This is a genomic window from Endozoicomonas sp. ALC020, assembly GCF_049275935.1.
Classification (GTDB): domain Bacteria; phylum Pseudomonadota; class Gammaproteobacteria; order Pseudomonadales; family Endozoicomonadaceae; genus Endozoicomonas_A.
Genome location: NZ_CP184830.1, coordinates 2261113 through 2280346 on the forward strand (window position 1 = coordinate 2261113; position 19234 = coordinate 2280346).

At 46.0% G+C, this 19234-nt stretch carries 17 protein-coding genes; 9 read left to right on the plus strand and 8 right to left on the minus strand.

The window, feature by feature from the left end; translation table 11 throughout:
* The first annotated feature begins 110 nt into the window (after positions 1–110).
* The 6 genes from ACOJUO_RS07855 to ACOJUO_RS07880 all read left to right on the plus strand — a co-directional run bounded on the left by ACOJUO_RS07855 (position 111) and on the right by ACOJUO_RS07880 (position 10214).
* Entirely contained in the window at positions 111–1952 is a 1842-nt protein-coding gene (locus tag ACOJUO_RS07855; protein WP_422139451.1) for a hypothetical protein, read from the plus strand.
* 237 nt (positions 1953–2189) lie between these two features.
* Positions 2190–4040 carry an F-box/WD repeat-containing protein gene (locus ACOJUO_RS07860; protein WP_422139452.1) on the plus strand — a complete coding sequence of 617 codons (1851 nt, stop codon included), beginning with the start codon at positions 2190–2192 and terminating at the stop codon, positions 4038–4040.
* A 596-nt stretch (positions 4041–4636) separates the two neighbouring features.
* Complete coding sequence (locus ACOJUO_RS07865) at positions 4637–6478, plus strand: F-box/WD repeat-containing protein (RefSeq protein ID WP_422139453.1); 1842 nt, start codon at positions 4637–4639, stop codon at positions 6476–6478.
* Between the two features lie 237 nt (positions 6479–6715).
* Positions 6716–8560 carry an F-box/WD repeat-containing protein gene (locus ACOJUO_RS07870; RefSeq protein WP_422139454.1) on the plus strand — a complete coding sequence of 615 codons (1845 nt, stop codon included), beginning with the start codon at positions 6716–6718 and terminating at the stop codon, positions 8558–8560.
* A gap of 505 nt (positions 8561–9065) precedes the next feature.
* A complete protein-coding gene (locus ACOJUO_RS07875; RefSeq protein ID WP_422139455.1) occupies positions 9066–9734 on the plus strand; it encodes an epoxyqueuosine reductase QueH in 669 nt (222 codons plus the stop codon).
* A gap of 48 nt (positions 9735–9782) precedes the next feature.
* A complete protein-coding gene (locus ACOJUO_RS07880; protein ID WP_422136189.1) occupies positions 9783–10214 on the plus strand; it encodes a hypothetical protein in 432 nt (143 codons plus the stop codon).
* A gap of 35 nt (positions 10215–10249) precedes the next feature.
* On the opposite strand, the gene ACOJUO_RS07885 is transcribed toward ACOJUO_RS07880, so the two are convergent.
* The 8 genes from ACOJUO_RS07885 to ACOJUO_RS07920 all read right to left on the minus strand — a co-directional run bounded on the left by ACOJUO_RS07885 (position 10250) and on the right by ACOJUO_RS07920 (position 16786).
* Positions 10250–10978, minus strand: coding sequence for a DUF47 family protein (locus ACOJUO_RS07885; protein ID WP_422139456.1), 729 nt, complete (start codon positions 10976–10978; stop codon positions 10250–10252).
* On the minus strand, positions 10978–11436 hold the full coding sequence (locus ACOJUO_RS07890) for a hypothetical protein (protein ID WP_422139457.1): 459 nt from the start codon (positions 11434–11436) through the stop codon (positions 10978–10980). The genes ACOJUO_RS07885 and ACOJUO_RS07890 overlap by 1 nt, the downstream gene beginning before the upstream one ends.
* A 53-nt stretch (positions 11437–11489) precedes the next feature.
* On the minus strand, positions 11490–12962 hold the full coding sequence (locus ACOJUO_RS07895; RefSeq protein ID WP_422139458.1) for an AAA family ATPase: 1473 nt from the start codon (positions 12960–12962) through the stop codon (positions 11490–11492).
* 52 nt (positions 12963–13014) lie between these two features.
* On the minus strand, positions 13015–13182 hold the full coding sequence (gene rpmG / locus ACOJUO_RS07900) for a 50S ribosomal protein L33 (RefSeq protein WP_034834535.1): 168 nt from the start codon (positions 13180–13182) through the stop codon (positions 13015–13017).
* A gap of 20 nt (positions 13183–13202) precedes the next feature.
* Positions 13203–13439, minus strand: coding sequence for a 50S ribosomal protein L28 (rpmB, locus tag ACOJUO_RS07905; RefSeq protein WP_422136193.1), 237 nt, complete (start codon positions 13437–13439; stop codon positions 13203–13205).
* A 404-nt stretch (positions 13440–13843) separates the two neighbouring features.
* Positions 13844–14539 carry a RadC family protein gene (gene radC / locus ACOJUO_RS07910; RefSeq protein WP_422136194.1) on the minus strand — a complete coding sequence of 232 codons (696 nt, stop codon included), beginning with the start codon at positions 14537–14539 and terminating at the stop codon, positions 13844–13846.
* A gap of 252 nt (positions 14540–14791) precedes the next feature.
* Positions 14792–15796 carry a hypothetical protein gene (locus ACOJUO_RS07915; RefSeq protein WP_422139459.1) on the minus strand — a complete coding sequence of 335 codons (1005 nt, stop codon included), beginning with the start codon at positions 15794–15796 and terminating at the stop codon, positions 14792–14794.
* Positions 15797–16219: 423 nt separating this feature from the next.
* The gene (locus ACOJUO_RS07920) at positions 16220–16786 is read right to left on the minus strand and encodes an RING finger protein (RefSeq protein ID WP_422139460.1); all 567 of its coding nucleotides are present in this window, start codon (positions 16784–16786) and stop codon (positions 16220–16222) included.
* Positions 16787–16963: 177 nt separating this feature from the next.
* Between ACOJUO_RS07920 and ACOJUO_RS07925 the strand changes: the two genes are divergently transcribed.
* The 3 genes from ACOJUO_RS07925 to dut all read left to right on the plus strand — a co-directional run bounded on the left by ACOJUO_RS07925 (position 16964) and on the right by dut (position 19154).
* Positions 16964–17176: a hypothetical protein gene (locus ACOJUO_RS07925; protein ID WP_422139461.1), complete on the plus strand. Its 213-nt coding sequence runs from the start codon at positions 16964–16966 to the stop codon at positions 17174–17176.
* A 281-nt stretch (positions 17177–17457) separates the two neighbouring features.
* The gene (gene coaBC, locus ACOJUO_RS07930) at positions 17458–18702 is read left to right on the plus strand and encodes a bifunctional phosphopantothenoylcysteine decarboxylase/phosphopantothenate--cysteine ligase CoaBC (RefSeq protein WP_422139462.1); all 1245 of its coding nucleotides are present in this window, start codon (positions 17458–17460) and stop codon (positions 18700–18702) included.
* A complete protein-coding gene (gene dut, locus ACOJUO_RS07935) occupies positions 18699–19154 on the plus strand; it encodes a dUTP diphosphatase (RefSeq protein WP_422139463.1) in 456 nt (151 codons plus the stop codon). The genes coaBC and dut overlap by 4 nt, the downstream gene beginning before the upstream one ends.
* The last annotated feature ends 80 nt before the right edge of the window (positions 19155–19234 follow it).

The following is a 19234-nucleotide window of genomic DNA, read 5'->3' on the forward strand; positions in this document are numbered from 1 at the left end:
TATGAACTTTTATCCTTAGACCGACTCTATATTGCCTCATTAATTTTGCCTCATTAATTTTGAATTTTCTTTCTAATCGAGAACAAATACTCACTTTGAAGATTCCGAGCATGAATAGAGTAAATAATAACGGCACCCTTGGCAGTCCAGTTCCCCTGAGACCTCATGAATCTATATCGGCGCGAGCACCGAAGGGAGTCAGTAAGGGCAGAAACATCAATGTATCTGACGAGAGTAAACCTTCACTACTCAATTTGTCGGTCGACACGCATTTGAAAATTATTGGCTGTTTGAGGCTTAGAGATATTGCCCGTTTAAAACAGGTATCTAGCTACTTTCGGGAAGTGATTCAAGAAGATAATGCACTGGCAAAGGCGTGGTATCGCCGTTTTCCTTCATCACACCAGCTTCTACTTAACACAATCGTCACTTCAAAAGATGATAATCAGCTCCGTTGTTGGATGGAGCGGTTTATAAACGATAAAGATTTAATCGAATCACTCATACAACGCCGAAGCAGTCCTCATTTACCTGCTCTGCTTCATTTCACTAACACTGAACGAAAGACAAAATTTAGAATATTTAACTTATCTACAAAAGCCACTATTTCACACGATAGGCCTGTCAACTCAGCAAGTTTCAGCGCGGATGCCAGCCACATGGTGACAGCCGGTCAAGACGGCGCGGCGAGAGTCTTTGGCCTGGAGGCCGATGGATCGTGGATAGCAAAGGTCTTAAATCATAGCGATGAAACATGTTCAGCCAGATTCAGCGCCAATGGCCGCCGTGTGGCAGTCTTCGGTGACGACCGCACAGCGCGTATCTATGATCAAGAGGCTGATGGTTCATGGGAACGAAAATCCGTTATTGTTCATGAGGCCCCTGTCTATTCAGCTACCTTCAGTCTCGATGGTTGTTATTTGGTAACCAGCTCTTGGAGAAGGGCGGGAATCTATGGCCTGGAGGCCGATGGTAAATGGAAAATAAAAGCCAGCATTCCCGATCAGCAAGGCTTGCATTCACCGATCATTAGCTCCGACGGTCGCAATATGGCGATCATCGGCAACAATCAGACAGTGCGAATCTTCGGTCTGGAGGACGATGGATCGTGGGAACCAAAAGCCATCATTCGGCACAACAGTTTAGTCAGGTTTGCTAGCTTCAGCCCAGATGCCCGCCTTGTGGTGACTGTCAGTGGTGATCGCAATGTGAAAGTCCATGGCCAGGAGATAGATGGATCATGGCAACAACAAGCCACCTTACACCATTATCACTCGGCTGCATCAGCCTGCTTCAGCCCCGATAGTCGGTACGTGGTGACTCGTGACGATTGGGTTGCGAATATCTATTGTCAAAGGGACGATGGATTATGGGAGGAAAAAGGCATCATTTTCCATAATCGTTCGATTCGATCACTTACCTTCAGTTCTGATAGCCGTCATATGGTGACCACCTGTGCTGATAAAACGGCGGAAATCTATGGACTGAAAGCCGATGGATCATGGGAAAAAAAAGAGACCGTTTTCCATGGAGATGGGGTTAGATTGGCGACCTTTAGCTCTGATGGCTGCCATGTGCTGACCGCCAGTTGTGATGGTAAGGCGAAGATCTACGGCCTGAAGGACGATGGGTCATGGGAGAAGAAAGTGACCATTTCTCATAGTAGCTGGGTCAATTCAGCGACCTTCAGCACTGATGGGCGACATGTGGTGACTGCCAGTAAAGACGGCACGGCGAAAATCTGTGGTCAGATGCTCGACGGAACCTGGTTCGTAAAAGCGACCATTTCCCATGCTGGTCCCGTCAGATCAGCCATTTTCAGCGCCGATGGCGACTATGTGATGACCGTCGCTGACAATGATCATAGTAATAATTGTGGTCAAACCGTGAAAATCACCGAACTTTGGGTGGAAGATGAACCCCTGCGTGAGGACATATGTCGCCTCTTTTGATCTATGACACTCTGGCTTCCACGCTGTGCAAGGTGGTCCTTCGACCCTGAGCAACATTTATCCGTTCTGTTTATCACTTGTTGTGGAGAAAACACTGAAAATGCATGGCGGCATTTTTGTTAGTTATTCTTAACAACATGTTATGAACTTTCATCCTTAAACCGACTTCACATTACCGAATTAATTTTGAATTTTCTTTCTAATCGAGAACAAATAATCACTTCGAAGATTCCGAACATGAATAGAGTAAATAATAACGGCACCGTTGGCAGTCCAGCTCCCCTGAGACCTCATCAATCTATATCGGAGCGAGCACCAGAGGGGGTCAGTGAGGGCAGAAATATCACTGTATCTGACGAGAGTAAACCTTCACTACTCAATTTATCCGTTGACACACATTTGAAAATTATTGGCTGTTTGAGGCTTAGAGATATTGTCCGTTTAAAACAGGTATCTACCTACTTTCGAGAAGTGATTCAAGAAGATAATGCGCTGGCAAAAGCGTGGTACCGCCGTTTTCCTTCATCACACCAGTTTCTGCTTAACACAATCGTCACTTCAAAAAATGATGATCAGCTCCGTTGTTGGATGGAGCGGTTTATAAACGATAAAGATTTAATCGAATCACTCATACAACGCCGAAGCAGTCCTCATTTACCTGCTCTGCTTCATTTCACTAATACCGAACGAAAGTCAAAATTTTGGAGATTTAACTTAGCTACAAAAGCCACTATTTCACACGATAGGCCTGTCAACTCAGCCAGTTTCAGTGCTGATGCCAGCCACATGGTGACTGCCGGTCAAGACGGCGTGGCGAGAGTCTTTGGCCTGGAGGCCGATGGATCGTGGATACCAAAAGTCCTCAGTCATCAAAGCCATCTAAGATGTTCAGCCAGATTCAGCGCCAATGGCCGCCGTGTGGCAGTCTCCGGTTACGACCGCACAGTGCGTATCTATGGTCAAGAGGCCGATGGTTCATGGGAACGAAAAGCCGTTCTTGTTCATGAGGACGCTGTCTATTCAGCTACCTTCAGTCCCGATGGTTGTTATTTGGTAACCAGCTCTAGGAGTGGGGCAAGAATCTATGGCCTGGAGACCGATGGTAAATGGAAAATAAAAGCCAGCATTCCCGATCAGCAAGGCTTGTATTCAACGATCATTAGCTCCGACGGTCGCAATGTGGCGATCATCAGTAACGATCAGACAGCGCGAATCTACGGTCTGGAGGACGATGGATCGTGGGAACCAAAAGCCATCATTCGGCACAATAGTTTAGTCGTGTCAACTAGCTTTAGCCCCAATGGCCGCCTTGTGTTGACTGTCAGTGGCGATCGCAATGCGAAAGTCCATGGCCAGGATATAGACGGATCATGGCAAGAACAAGCCACCCTGTACCATGATCTTTCGTATTCATCAATCCACTTCAGCCCCTTTGGTCGCTTCAGCCCCGATAGCCGCCACCTGGTCACTGCCAGACATAATTTTGCAAAAATCTATAGTCTGAAGGACGATGGATGGGAAGAAAAAGCCACCATTCCTCGTAAAAGTTTTCTATCAGTTATCTTCAGCGCTGATAGCCGCCATGTGGTGACTGCCAGTGCTTATAAAACGGCGAAAATCTATGGCCTGAAGGCCGATGGGTCATGGGAGAAAAAGGATACTATTTTCCATGAAGATACGATCAAATCGGCGATCTTCAGTTCTGATAGCTGCTATTTGGTGACTTTCGGTGGCGATAAGGCGAAGATCTATGGTCTGAAGGGCGATGGATCGTGGCAGGAGAAAGTGACCATTTCTCATAAGGGGAGGGTCAATTCAGCGTCCATCAGCACTGATGGCCGACATGTGGTGACTGCCAGTAAAGACGGCACGGCAAAAATCTGTGGTCAGATGCTCGATGGATCCTGGTTCGTAAAAGCGACCATTTCCCATGCTGGTCGCGTCAGATCAGCCACCTTCAGCGCCGATGGCGAGTATGTGATGACCGTCGCTGACAATGATTGGGACAATCGTGCTAGTCAAACCGTGAAAATCACCAAGCTTTCTATGGAAGATGACATTCTTGAGGATATATGTCGCCTCCTTTGATCTATGGCTCTAGGAGCCTGACCGAGAATAGCGCCCGTAGCGAGGACGGCAGAAAATTGAGGATGAAAATTCGGTTTTGTGAGGAGAATAGCGAGCTATTTGACGAACAAAAGCGGATTTTCAGACCAATTTGCTGCCGCCGCAGTAGGGCAGTCTATTCTCGGTCAGGCTCCTAGCAGCCTGTCGGACTTAAGACTGTCCTACTGCAGTTGCAATAAATTGGTCTAAAAATCCCTGTTTCTTCGTCAAATAGCTCGCTATTCTCCTCAGAAACAGAGATTTTTATCCTCAATTTCTTGCAATCCTCGCTACGGACGCTTAAGTCCGACAGGCTGCTAGGTTTCCCGCGCTGTGCACGGTTATCCATACCTCTGTTCAGGGTAATTGAACAAAAAATGTCTTCAGTATGTGTCATCCAGTCTGTTAATCATTTGTTGTGGAGAAAGACAAGGAAAATCCATGGGCTGGCAGCATTTTTGTTAGTTGTTCTTAACAACATGTTATGAACTTTTATCCTTAAAACGACTCTACATTACCGCATTAATTTTGAATTTTCTTTCTAATCGAGAACAAATACTCACTTCGAAGATCCGAGCATGAATAGACTGGAAAATAACGACACAGTCGGCGGTTCACCTCCACCAGAACCCTATCACTCTATATCGGCGCAAGCTCCAACGGGAGTCAGTGAGGGCAGAATTATCACTGTATCTGACGAGAGTAAACCTTCACTACTCAATTTGTCCGTCGACACTCATTTGAAAATTATTGGCTGTTTGGGGCTTAGAGATATTGTCCGTTTAAAACAGGTATCTACCTACTTTCGAGAAGTGATTCAAGAAGATAATGCGCTGGCAAAGGCCTGGTATCGCCGTTTTCCTTCACCACACCAGTTTCTGCTTAACACAACCATCACTTCAAAAGATGACGATCAGCTCCGTTGTTGGATGGAGCGGTTTATAAACGATAAAGATTTAATCGAATCACTCATACAACACCGAAGCAGTCCTCATTTACCTGCTCTGCTTCATTTCACTAAAACCGAACGAAAGTCTCAATCTAGAACCTTCAAATTAGCTACAAAAGCCACTATTTCACATGATAGCCGCGTCAACTCGGCCAGTTTCACCGCTGATGCCAGCCACGCGGTGACTGCCAGTCAGGATGGCACGGCGAGAATCTTTGGCCTGGAGGCCGATGGATCATGGAAACCAAAAGTCGTCATTAATCAGGAGGATACATCATATGATGCCAGCTTGAGCGCCGATGGCCGCCGTGTGGTTATTTTCGATTACGACGGCACAGCACAAATCTATGGTCAAATGGCCGATGGTTCATGGGAACGAGAAGTCATTACTGTTCATGAGGACGCTGTCCATTCAGCCGCCTTCAGTCCTGATGGTTGCTATTTGGTAACCAACAGTCAAGATGGCATGGCGATAGTCAGCGGTCTGGAAGATGATGGTAAATGGGTAAAAAAAACCATGATTCCCAATCAGAAATGCTTTCATTCAGCGACCTTTAGTGCCCAGGGTCGCTATATGGTGACCATCGGTCGCGATCGTACAGCGCAAATCTCCGGCCTGGAGGACGATGGCTCATGGCAACCAAAAGCCATCATTCGGCACAATTATTCAATCAGTTCGGCCAGCTTCAGCGCCGATAGCCGCCTTCTGGTGACTGTCAGTAACGATAGCAATGCCAAAGTCCATGGCCTGGAGATTGACGGATCATGGCAACTAAAAACCAGCATCCGCCACAGGAGGTCAGTCAAGTTAGCCAGCTTCAGCCCCGATGGCCGCCACCTGGTCACTGCTGACGATTTATTTGCGAAAATCTCTAGTCAGAATGACGATGGATTATGGGAAGAAAAAGGCATCATTTCCTATCATGGGATTCTATCACTCATCATCAGCACTGATAGCCGTCATGTGTTGACTGCCAGTGATGATGGTATGGCGAAGATCTATGGCCTGAAGGACGATGGAGCATGGCAGGAGAAAATGACCATTTCTCATAAGAGCATGGTCTATTCAGCGACCTTCAGCGCTGATGGTCGGCATGTGGCGACTGCCAGTGGTGACGGCACGGCGAAAATCTATGGCTTGAAGGACGACGGAACATGGCAGGAGAAAATGACCGTTTCTCATAAGAGCAGGGTCTATTCAGCGACCTTCAGCACTGATGGTCGACATGTGGTGACTGCCAGTGATGACGGCACGGCGAAAATCTGTGGTCAGATGCCCGATGGATCCTGGTTAGTAAAAGCGATCATTTCCCATCACGGTCAAGTCTTGTCAGCCAGCTTCAGCGCTGATGGCGACTATGTGATGACCGTCTCTGATAATGATCAGGATGTTGGTGGTCAAACTGTGAAAATCACCGAACTTAGGGTGGAAGATGAACCCCTGCGTGAGGGTATATGCCGCCTCTTTTGATCTATGACACTCTGGCTTCCACGCTGTGCACGGTGGTCCTACGACCCTGAGCAACATCCATCCGTTCTGTTTATCATTTGTTGCGGAGAAAACACTGAAAATGCATGGCGGCATTTTTGTTAGTTGTTCTTAACAACATGTTATGAACTTTCATCCTTAACCCAACTCTACATTACCGCATTAATTTTGAATTTTCTTTCTAATCAAGAACAAATACTGACTTTGAGGATTCCGAACATGAATGGACTAGAAAATAACGGCACCACCGGTGGTTCACCTCCACCAGAACGCTATCAGTCTATATTGGCGCAAGCTCCGACGGGTGTCAGTGAGGGCAGAAATATCAGTGTATCTGACGAGAGTAAACCTTCACTACTCGATTTGTCCGTCGACAAGCATTTGAAAATTATTGGCTGTTTGAGGCTTAGAGATATTGCCCGTTTAAAACAGGTATCTACCCACTTTCGAGAAGTGATTCAAGAAGATAATGCGCTGGCAAAGGGGTGGTATCGCCGTTTTCCTTCATCACACCAGCTTCAGCTTAAGACAATCATCACTTCAAAAGATGACGATCAGCTCCGTTGTTGGATGGAGCGGTTTATAAACGATAAAGATTTAATCGAATCACTGATACAACACCGAAGCGATCCTCATTTACCTGCTCTGCTTCATTTCACTAATACCGAACGAAAGTCTCAATCCAGAACCTTCAAATTAGCTACAAAAGCCACTATTTCACATGATAGCCGCGTCAACTCGGCCAGTTTCACCGCTGATGCCAGCCACGCGGTGACTGCCAGTCAGGATGGCACGGCGAGAATCTTTGGCCTGGAGGCCGACGGATCATGGAAACCAAAAGTCGTCATTAATCAGGAGGATACATCATATGATGCCAGCTTGAGCGCCGATGGCCGCCGTGTGGTTATTTTCGATTACGACGGCAGAGCGCAAATCTATGGTCAAAAGGCCGATGGTTCATGGGAGCGAGAAGCCATTATTGTTCATGAGGACGCTATTCATTCAGCCGCCTTCAGTCCTGATGGTTGCTATTTGGTAACCAACAGTCAAGATGACATGGCGATAGTCAGCGGTCTGGAAGCCGATGGTACATGGGTAAAAAAAACCATGATTCCCAATCAGAATTTCTTTCATCCAGCGACCTTTAGCGCCCAGGGTCGCCATATGGTGACCATCGGTCGCGATCGTACAGCGCAAATCTCCGGCCTGGAGGACGATGGCTCATGGCAACCAAAAGCCATCATTCGGCACAATTATTCAATCAGGTCGGCCAGCTTCAGCGCCGATAGCCGCCTTGTGGTGACTGCCAGTAAAGATCAAAATGTGAAAGTCCATGGCCTGGAGATTGACGGATCATGGCAACCAAAAGCCAGCATCCGCCACAGGAGGTCAGACAAGTTAGCCAGCTTTAGCCCCGATAGCCGCCACCTGGTCACTGCTGTCGATAATTTTGCGAAAATCTCTAGTCAGAATGACGATGGGTTATGGGAAGAAAAAGGCACCATTTCCCATGTTCACTCGATTCTATCACTTATCATCAGCACTGATAGCGGCCATGTGTTGACTGCCGGTTATGATGGTATGGCGAAGATCTATGGCCTGAAGGACGATGGAACATGGCAGGAGAAAGTGACCATTTCTCATAAGAGCAGGGTCTATTCAGCGATCTTCAGCATTGATGGTCGGCATGTGGCGACTGCCAGTGATGACGGCACGGCGAAAATCTATGGCCTGAAGGACGATGGAACATGGCAGGAGAAAATGACCATTTCTCATAAGAGCAGGGTCTATTCAGCGACCTTCAGCACTGATGGTCGACATGTGGTGACTGCCAGTGATGACGGCACGGCGAAAATCTGTGGTCAGATGCCCGATGGATCCTGGTTAGTAAAAGCGATCATTTCCCATCACGGTCAAGTCTTGTCAGCCAGCTTCAGCGCTGATGGCGACTATGTGATGACCGTCTCTGATAATGATCAGGATGTTGGTGGTCAAACTGTGAAAATCACCGAACTTAGGTTGGAAGATGAACCCCTGCGTGAGGGTATATGCCGCCTCTTTTGATCCGTGGTTCTGGCGTCCAGGCTGTGCATGGGTATCCACTCTCCTGTTCAGGCCATCTGAATAAAGATGTTTTTTATTGGACTCCTCAACAAGGCCAGGTACAGGTCTTCGATTGATGATTGGCCTTGAATCAATAAATGACAAACCTGTTGGTAATGCCTGAACTCCCGAAAGGCACCCTGATGGAAATAGAATATGATGGTCATTATTTCACTGAGCGACAGTTTTGATATATCACTTTTGCGCTATTGGCATCGCAGACGAGTTGCTTATGCTGCCCGGTTGCAAAACTCAGGCAGAAATCATCGACATCACGGAATACACTGGTCATAGACACGAAGCCTTTGGTAGTTGTCTATGGTTTGGTATCTTGACGTTAGCTAAGATGTCTGGAGGTTTTCTGCGTTGAACTCATCTTAACTCATGGATATAAGAAAAAAGCATTTCTCAATTGACGCGTTTGCTATTTAACTGATGATTACGACTGGATTCAGGTATCCATATTATGAATTCACCTTACTCTGTAGATAACTATCAAAGGCCTGTCCTGAAGTCTCCCAACGGCTCAAGGAGAATTTTATTGCATTCTTGTTGTGCACCTTGCGCCTGCGAAATCATTAGTGCCATTAAAGCCTCTGGTTTTGAGCAGACGGTATATTTTTATAATCCTAACATTCATCCTCTGGAAGAATATGAGTTAAGGAAAAAAGAGAACAAGCGTTACTGTGAAAAAAATGACATCAACTTTATTGATGCCGACTATGATACTGAAAACTGGTTTGATCGTGTCAAGGGTTACGAGGACGAGCCGGAGCGTGGAGAAAGATGTTCAATATGCTTTTCGATGCGTTTTGAGAGAACAGCGTTGTATGCTTTTGAACATGGGTTTAATCTCATCTCCAGTACATTGGGTATTTCTCGCTGGAAGAACCTTGAGCAAATCAATCGCTGCGGCGTTGAAGCTGCCGGTCGGTATCCGGACCTGACGTACTGGACTGTTAATTGGCGCAAACAGGGTGGCGCCTCAAGAATGATTGAAATTTCCAAAGATGAGCATTTCTATCAACAGGAGTATTGTGGCTGTGTCTATAGCCTGAGAGATACTAATCGATGGCGAATGAGTCGGGGTCGCCCTAGAATTAAACGACTTATCAAGTTTTATGGTGAACGCTGAATGGTGCCTTCACAAGCTGACGGCATTTGTTTGATACACTGAGGTCTGATGATGAATATATTTGATGAACTTCTGCATCGTCTGGGTAGTAAAACCAGAATCCGTTCTCTCTTCAAGGATATGGGTATGGATGAGATGGAGCGCATCATTAACCGGTTGAATGAGGTGCTGGAAGAAAAAAATCAGGAAAAAGAAGCCGCTGATATAAAAAGAAAACAAAAGCTTCAGAGCGTAGAAGAGATCAAGAAAGTTATGGAGGCCAAAGGCCTCTCGATGTCTGACCTGAATCTTTTGCAAGAGGTAGGCAAGGAAGGCAAGCGTAAGAGAAACGTCTCCAAACATAACTTTGAGTTTCAGACAAACTCCGGAGACACGGTGCGCTGGTTCGGTTCAACAACAGGGCGCCTGCCCAAAGATTTTCAGGACTATCTGGATCGTACCGGTAAAAAGCGGATTGAATGTGTTGTTGAAAGTGAGTAGTTGTTGATGATGGTAATAGTGTCTGCCAGCGGGTTTTATAAGGCTTGCAGATGAGTTATCAGAGAACGCATCCATAAAGACAGATCACTGATGTCGTCCAGAATCAGAAACAGCAGGGCGACATCCACAGGGTCTATTTCGCTTTCCGTCAGGCAGGTTTGTTCACGAATCTCGTGACAGACCTTACTGAGCTCATCGACATCACAGGCCAGACTTTTCCTGTAGCAACCTTGAGATTTGTTGTGCTGCTTTCTGAATCCGCCCTTGCTGAGTTCATCTAATTCGATGGCGGCCTGCTTTAATTGATACGCCGTCTTGCCAAAGTGCCCGGTCAGGTTATTCAGCGGAACAATCATTTCGGCTGGCAATCGAAGGGGGCGGTAGCTCAGTCGTTCTGAAAGTCGAAAGATCTGATGGGCGAGCTGGCTCTGTGCCTGCAGTGTATCTGCGATTACTTCCCTGGGTTGAGCTGTCAGCGATGGTTTTTGCAGCCGGGACAGCACTTCTTGCTCCATGGCTTCAAGCTGATGTGGGAGTTCTTTGATCCAGGGCTTGCTGGAAGGGGTCGGCGTGTTTTCATACACAAAACCTTGAAGTTGTCGGTTGAGGTGCAAAAGTGCATTCAACACGGCATTACGATGTCGTAACAAGGGTTTGAACGGTGAGCCTGAGAAGAGGCTGGCAAAGGTTTCAAGATCCATAAGGCCGTTTATCGGCCAGGAGTCTGACGAACTTAACTGTCCCTTCATCGGCCTCACTTTCATCAGCGTCTTCTTCTAGGTGTGAGAGCCGGGCTATGAGGTTGTTGGCTTTTTAGGCCTTTGTCTCCAGTTAAGATTTCCACTGCTATGGCGTTGGTCCTGGCATAATAATCGGCGACATCTCTTATCGTTGTATCGCCAATACCTAACCCTTGAATAGCGAGATCTGGCCAAGTTTCGGCCAGTTGTATCAGCTTGTCTGCTCCCCATAGCTCCGTTTGATGGCCAAATGCTGCCCACGGGTCTGTATCGGTAGCCGCTTTGCGAATATATTTTGAAAGGCTTTTTGCTAATGAATATCTGTCACCTGATGCAAAAGCAATGTGATTTCCAGTTTCTATAATAGTGGCCAAAGGTAATACAAACGTACTGCCTGCTTGTAACTCTTCTGACACTTTTTGTTCTATGCGTTCAAAGTACCAACGATCACCTTCCGGGCCACAAGTATCTTTTCCTGGCACCTGCAATCAGCAACATAGTACAGATGTATCAAAGATAATGACTTTACTGCTCATTACTGACCTATACCTCCGGACAATTGCTCCTGACGAAGCGCCTGTTCAAGCTTTCCCTGGCTTGAAAGAGTGCCAACAGGACCTATAGCAAGCAGTTTGGGGAGTTTCGATAAATCTTCCAGAAGAGTCAGGCGACTGTGCCCTGTCTCACTATCACGATGACTTATCGTGATAAAAGGCGTCATTTCCGGTCCCAGGCTATCCAATAGTGCTGGATTGTGTGTGGTCACCAGGATATCGATATGACGTTGTTCTCCAATAGACCTCAAAACGCTCAAAAGGACATTGGATCTTGAAGGATGAAGACCATTATCAATTTCTTCTACTACCAGAAGGCTGTGCTCGGGGCGGGTGAGTAAGGCAACCAGTATGGCCAAAAACCTCAATGTACCATCTGACATACCTCTGGCATCAACGGAAATCTTCTTGTCGCCCCACAACTCATCACAATATAACATGGCATCGGATTTGAAACGGCCAACAGTTTCAGAGTATATCCGACCAATATCCTTTTCTGGCAATAAACTGACATGCTTTGTCAATGTCTCTTCAATGTGCTGTTTTTGTTGTACATCAAGAGCCGCAATGATTCCGGCCATGTTGGCTGCATCGCTATCGAGATCTTTTGACAAGGGGGCATAATTCCTCATGTGAGATGGGATAGGGTCAAGAATAAAAATACTTGTTAGTGCCCCGATAACGGCTTCAACCCCCTCGGTAATATCTTTACTCAGATTTTGAGAGAATGCTTCCGGGTGTAGCTGACTCAAAATAGTGGATTGTCGTGCCGAGGGTCTGGGTTTACCTTGTTTTCTGTTGTAGAGACGGGCTGTAATAGCAGGTGCATCCAGTCCGCAATCATCAGTTTTGAATAAAAATATATCTGAGGAGATGGCTTGGGCTCCTGGTCTGTACTTCACTCGTCTCAAGCTTTCTGAGGCAATTTGTGGTAAGCCCTCAATATTGACTTCAAGCCTGTAAATATAATCAATGAGTTCATTGCTTCCAGAGGCTTTTACTTCCAAGGCAAACTGTTTTGTACCCGAACGACATACCCAGTCTATGCTGCCACGCAATCCCGGGAAATTACTGTCTCCCTGAAGAATAACATTCAAAGGCACGCTTGATGCACTGAGGTTCAGAAATAGTAAGGCGTCCATTACATTGGACTTACCACTGGCATTGGTGCCGATGAGAACTGTGAGAGGGTCTACGTAAAGGGTCGAGCTTTCGAAGCTTTTCCAGTCTTCTACTCGGATTTCTTTTATCATAAAGCTACCGTTTGCTTGATCTGCCGGGAGAAAGGCTTTCTTGTCTTTTTCTTTTGACACTACTCCAGATAGTAAGTGTTGGAACGTTTGGAATGAATGGTGGATTGAGGGTTGACCAAACTGGTCCAAAATAGACAACTCAGTTACAGAGCAGTTGCAGGTTATATTAAATCGTAATGTATTTGAACGTAAGAAGAACATGAGGAGGAAAAGTGGGCCCGACAGAGCATCGGGCCGGAAAGAACTCAGGATCTTACTTGATCTTGTATTCTTTATATTCAACGTGCTTGCGTACAACCGGGTCGTACTTTTTGAACACCAGCTTGTCTGGAGTGTTACGCTTGTTTTTGGTCGTGGTGTAGTAGTGACCTGTGCCAGCCGATGAAACCAGCTTGATTTTTTCACGAATACCTTTAGCCATGACTTATTGCTCCCGCTATCTTAAACTTTTTGACCGTTAGCACGCATTTCGGACAGAACGGTGTCGATACCTTTCTTGTCGATGATGCGCATGCCTTTAGCAGATATACGCAGGCGAACGAAACGCTTCTCGCTCTCTACCCAGAAACGCTTGTGGTGCAGGTTTGGCACGAAACGACGCTTGGTCTTGTTGTGCGCATGGGAAACGTTGTTTCCGGTAACCGGGCGCTTGCCGGTAACCTGACAAACTTTGGACATAGTAGTGGCCTCTCAAACCAAAAAAACCCAGCCATGAGGCCGGAGGATTCCGTTATTCTTTTTCGGGCAGGTCTGCCCAATGTTAAGAGTCAGAACTCTCAGCAGCTACCCATATACAAAGACCGCGCTTTATACCAAAGTCAAGGCTTTGGTGCAAGTTGGGCGCTGTAAGCGTTTCCGCCTGTTGGCTCGAAAGCCTTCTCCTTACTGGCTCCTGAAAAACTGAAAGAGTCAGTTCTTCAAGGGTCGCGGTCTGAATTATCCACGGATTTGAACAGAATCTGTAGTGGTAAAAATCGATATTTGTGGTGTCAGGGTATCTGATTATCACGTATTTGTGTTGCAGGAAGTCTATTGGATCTCTTCAGCATTATACCCATCGTTATACCCATCGCTTGCCAGATTCACATAAGGCCTTGCTCGGCCAGAGAAGCCGATACGCCTTTGCCAATAATAATGTGGTCCAGTAGCCTGATATCCACCAGGGCCAGTGCTTTCTTAAGGGCTTCGGTAATTCTTATATCAGCCTGGCTGGGCTGCGGATCACCTGATGGGTGATTGTGGCTGGCTATAACCGCCGCCGCGTTGAGTTCAAGGGCTCTTTTTACCACCTCTCTGGGGTAGACAGGCGCTGCATCGAGTGTGCCTTGAAAGAGGGTTTCCAAAGCCAGAACCCGGTGACGGGTGTCCAGAAACAGGCAGGCAAACTCTTCTCTCTGACAGCCCCTGAAATGGAGCTGAAGGTATTGACGGGTGGCATCCGGGCAGTTGATCGTGCTCTGCTCAGACATTTTTTCTGAGAGTACTCTCTGGCAGATTTCGAGAATGGCACTGAGTTCAGTCGCCTTCGCTTTCCCAAGTCCTTTTAAAGCTTGTAATTGCGCAGGTGTTGCACAAAGCAAACCATCTAACGACTGAAAGCGCTGAATCAGCTGGTTAGCAAGAGTCAGCACATGAGTGCCTTTGTAGCCAGTACGCAGCAGAATGGCCAGTAGCTCGGCATCACTCAATACGGCAGGCCCCCGGGAGATCAACTTTTCCCTGGGGCGTTCCTCTACCGGAAGTGCTTTAATGGCTGTGTCCTGAGGTTGATGAGTCATAAGGTCTGAAGTATCGACTGTTAAGTTGGTGTTATTTCAGACACAAGAAAACCCGAAAAATTCCCTGATTTATCTCGTTCCCACACTTGGACCCACAGGGCCTAAAAGTATGGGAACGAGCCATTTCCGTTACCGTATCTCTGAAACCAGAGGGCTTTGTGGTCATTGGCTCACTCGCCCGCAAGATCCCACTTGACGGGGACAGCCGCTGCCGGTCAGTTCTGCGGTTATGCATTCAGCGCCATAAAATAATTATTTTTTCAACTTTAAAGTTCCGTCACCTAATAAAATTCTACCGTTGTAGTACGGAAGAGCATGGTTTGCCCAAGAATAATTTTTTATGAAACTTTCACCTATGACCACATTCATTGAGTTCACATAATGTGCATGTACTTGGCTATTTATGCTTGCAAGATCAGATCTTGCTGAAACAGCTAACACTCTACTAAATGGGGAAAAAAGGAATGCAGAGGCAATATTGTTCTTATCTGGAAATCCGCCGTAACAAGAATAAAGATCAATAAATCTGCTTTTAGAATGGGAGTTGTAAAGGATTTCTTCAGCTTTAATAATCTGATTATTTACAGAAATTAAATCCCTATTACCATGAACGTTAATTTCAGTTATGGTTGCGTTAGATTCATTCACAGCTTTCCAAAAATCATCCGTACTATAAACAACATTGGGTAAATAACTTCCCAAAGAATATAAAGCATGTATATAGTAATTAATTGTATCATGGTAAGACTCAATTGATGATATTGCATTGATATGGTTATTCCAATAATAGTTGCTTTTTCGATATTCATGGTTCCGCTTAAAGTAATTCTTAAGCAGCGCTACGTTATCTAGATTTGTTACCAGGCTAGGATCGATACGGCTCACCCAAAAATCTGGTTTTATCGAGAAAAAAAATGAATTAGCAAAAGTGCACTCACTACAACTAATTAAATGATCATCTTCATATGGGAAATTGCCAATTAAGACTACACCTTTCATTTTTTGCATTGAATGTTGTAAGACTAATTCTTTATGGAATTCACTATATGAATAATATTTTTTATCTTTAAAAAGAAAATTAACATTCCAACCTTCTGATTCAAGGTCATTTTTGTAAACCTCTAGTTCTTTTTCAAGTAAAGATGCATAACTAGTATCAGAAATAACTAAAACCATATCATTTTGGGCTAATGCAGAGTTTATCGTAATAAAAGTGATGAACAAAAAAAACAAACTTTTCATAATCAAACTATCCATAGTGATTTCCATATAAATACTTAGAGCTTCTTATGTGGAATAAGTTTCTATGATTTGTTAGTAAAGAAAACAGTATTGAAAGAATGCATAACAAAAAATTCCAGCAGATGTCTTCGGTGCCGCTGAATCGAGTCTGGTCAGTCTTCCGTGCAAGTGAGCAGGGTTATTAAATTTCTGTCCCCAAAAAGATCTGGGCTCATCCTTCATCCAGCCCAATTTCATGTAAAAAAACGGGTTCCCATTTACATGTTTATCTAAGAATTCCAGTAACACTCTGCCAGTGTACGTCTCTAAGCACATCGCTTTTAACTCAGAGCGAATGCAACATAATAACAGCATTGTCTCGGACTCGCTGACGCTCACCCGACACCACCTTTGGCGGCTCGACTTAATCAGGCAGCATACTCTCAATAAAACCAGCTGTTATTGTGTTTCCGTCTTTGGCTCAATCTGAGTCTCTGTTGGCTCATTTAGAAAATCCGTGAGCTCTTCAAGACCTTTTTCAAATTTCGAATGATCGTCTTCGCTTAACTCTGATAAACGCTGAAAAAACAAAGTAGATAATTTTTGGTATAATTCTCTGCTGATATCGTCTCTTGCTGGGTAATGTTCTTGTGATTTTACGAATGGAGCTGCAAAAACTAAAAATTTCGGACTTGCCGGACCCCTTTGTAGTGCAACAATCATTGATGCCTGAGACTCTGGTCTGGTAAGTGCCTGTGACAGAGGTTCTTGCTCAATACAAGTTTTATGATCTGCTGAACTTGCACCATGATGTATTCGTGCTCGCCGCCTACAAACCGGGCATAATAGATCCTGATGAGTTGATCGTAATGTATCTATACAATCCTTATGAAAATCATGTCCGCAGCAAAGGCTGGTACTTTGCTGACTACTGTTAATTTCATGCAGACAAATTGGACATACGTCAGCGTATCCTGTACTGATTGTTAAACTTAAGTTGAAAACTAAAAAAATAAACAAGCGCATAAACAGCTACACCATTTTGATTTGAATCAAGAGAACAAGCATTAAAAAATTTCTTAAGGAATGCATCTACTTCACAGTCTCTGAATTTATTATTAAGTGCTACTTTCAGATTTGTGCACTACTTATAGTGGCCAGTGTCATGTTCGTCCAGATCAAATTTCATAAATGCAGAATCTTATGCTACTTCGGATAGGGCATACCTTTAATGTTCTGGAATTGATTCTGTTGTCGCCCAAGGCTTCAGCTCCCAAACGTTTTTTTCCACTGGCAGCAAAGCATAAGCGGGTCATGGTTCTCATGGGTCCACTTGAGAAACTGACTGGTGCTGTCTACCTGGTCGTCGTTAGGCGACAGAGGGAAGATGGTCAGCTTGATCGCATAGTTCGATAACCAAGGAGTCACTTCCGGTAAAAAACATGTCTGCTTCAAACAGGCCTGAAAGTTACCGCTGGCGACTCAGCTTGGCCACAAGAACACAAAAATGATCAATGAAGTTTACGCAAAATGGATGCCTTCAAAGTCTAAAGATGAGTCCAGAAGAATCTGGCAGACAATGACTGATCAAGGTCATCTATCTAATGCCTGCCTTATAAATTAAAATAGCCCGAAAATAGACCCAAAGGTTTAAAGGAATTGAGAAATCCCCTTTATTTATCGAACATAGGCCTACTATGCAACGTTTAAGAAATAAACGGATCTTGCTCGGTGTAACAGGTGGCATTGCTGCCTATAAGAGTGCTGAGCTGATTCGCATGCTTCGCAAATGGGATGCGGATGTCCGGGTGGTCATGACCAAAGCTGCCTGTGAATTCATCACGCCTCTGACGCTTCAGGCCCTTTCCCTCAATCCGGTCCACCTGGATCTGCTGGATGCCAGGGCTGAAGCCGGAATGGGTCATATTGAACTGGCCCGCTGGGCTGACGTAGTGCTGGTGGCTCCGGCCACAGCCGACTTCATTGCCCGACTCACAAGCGGTCAGGCCGATGACCTGCTGACTACACTGTGTCTGGCAACCAGTGCGCCTATCTGTCTGGCACCTGCCATGAATCAGGGCATGTGGCGTGACCAGAGCACACAGCAGAATATAGAACTGTTAAAAGAGCGCAGCGTTAGCATCTTCGGGCCTGACGATGGCAGTCAGGCCTGTGGTGATATTGGTCCGGGCCGAATGCTGGACCCCGAACTGATTGCCCGGCATACCGCTGAAATGTTTGAACATGATGTATTGAGTGGCCTGAATGTTCTGATTACCGCCGGACCTACCCGGGAAGCTCTGGACCCTGTGCGGTTTATTTCCAACTACAGCTCTGGAAAAATGGCATACTCTCTGGCGGCCGCAGCCGTGGAAGCCGGTGCATCGGTCAAACTGGTCAGTGGCCCGGTTGCCCTGGAAACACCCGACCGGGTTGAGCGCATTGATGTCATCAGTGCCAGAGATATGCAACAGGTTGTTCTGGATAACATCGAAGGGGTTGATATCTTTATTGGCTGTGCAGCGGTCTGTGATTATCGTCCTGTTGAAATCGAGAAAGACAAGATCAAGAAGAACCCTGACGATCCTTCTGAAACGCTGGAGATCAGGTTGGTCAAGAATCCGGATATCGTTGCATCGGTGGCCGATCTGGAAGAACCTCCTTTTGTTATCGGGTTTGCGGCAGAAACCCGAAATGTTCTGGGTTATGCAATAGATAAACTGCGTCGCAAGAAACTGAACCTGATTGTTGCCAACGACGTGTCAGATGATGAAATAGGTTTCAGTAGTGACAATAATGAAGTGACCATTCTGGGTGAAGATTTTGAAGAGCCCATACCAAGAGCTTCCAAGACCGTTCTGTCCAGAAAGATTCTGAAAATTGTCGCGCGTCGTTTTGGTAAATGGAAAAGCGAACACGAAAACACGTCAGGTGACCAATGAAAGCACTGAAAACCCGAATTCTTGATACACGACTGGGCTCTGAATTCCCTTTGCCAGCCTACGCGACGGACGGCTCTGCAGGGATTGATCTCAGAGCTATGCTGGAAAAGCCATTAACACTGGAGCCGGGTGAGACCGAGCTGCTGCCTACCGGTATGGCCATTCATATTGAAGACGCTACTCTGGCTGCCATGATCCTGCCTCGTTCCGGGCTGGGACATAAGCACGGTATTGTCCTGGGTAATCTGGTGGGCTTGATTGACTCTGATTATCAGGGGCAGCTGATGGTTTCCTGTTGGAACCGGAGTCGTTCGACTTTCACCATCGAGCCCGGTGAGCGCATTGCTCAGCTGGTGCTAGTGCCGGTGGTTCAGGCCAAACTGGATATTGTTAACAGCTTTGATGAAACTGATCGCGGTGTCGGTGGCTTTGGTCATTCTGGAACTCGATAAATCAGTGTCGGCAATGCGAGCCAGTGCCTGAGCCGGAAGTGTCATAAAGAGTCGAACTTTTGCTCTGGTATTTTTTCGGC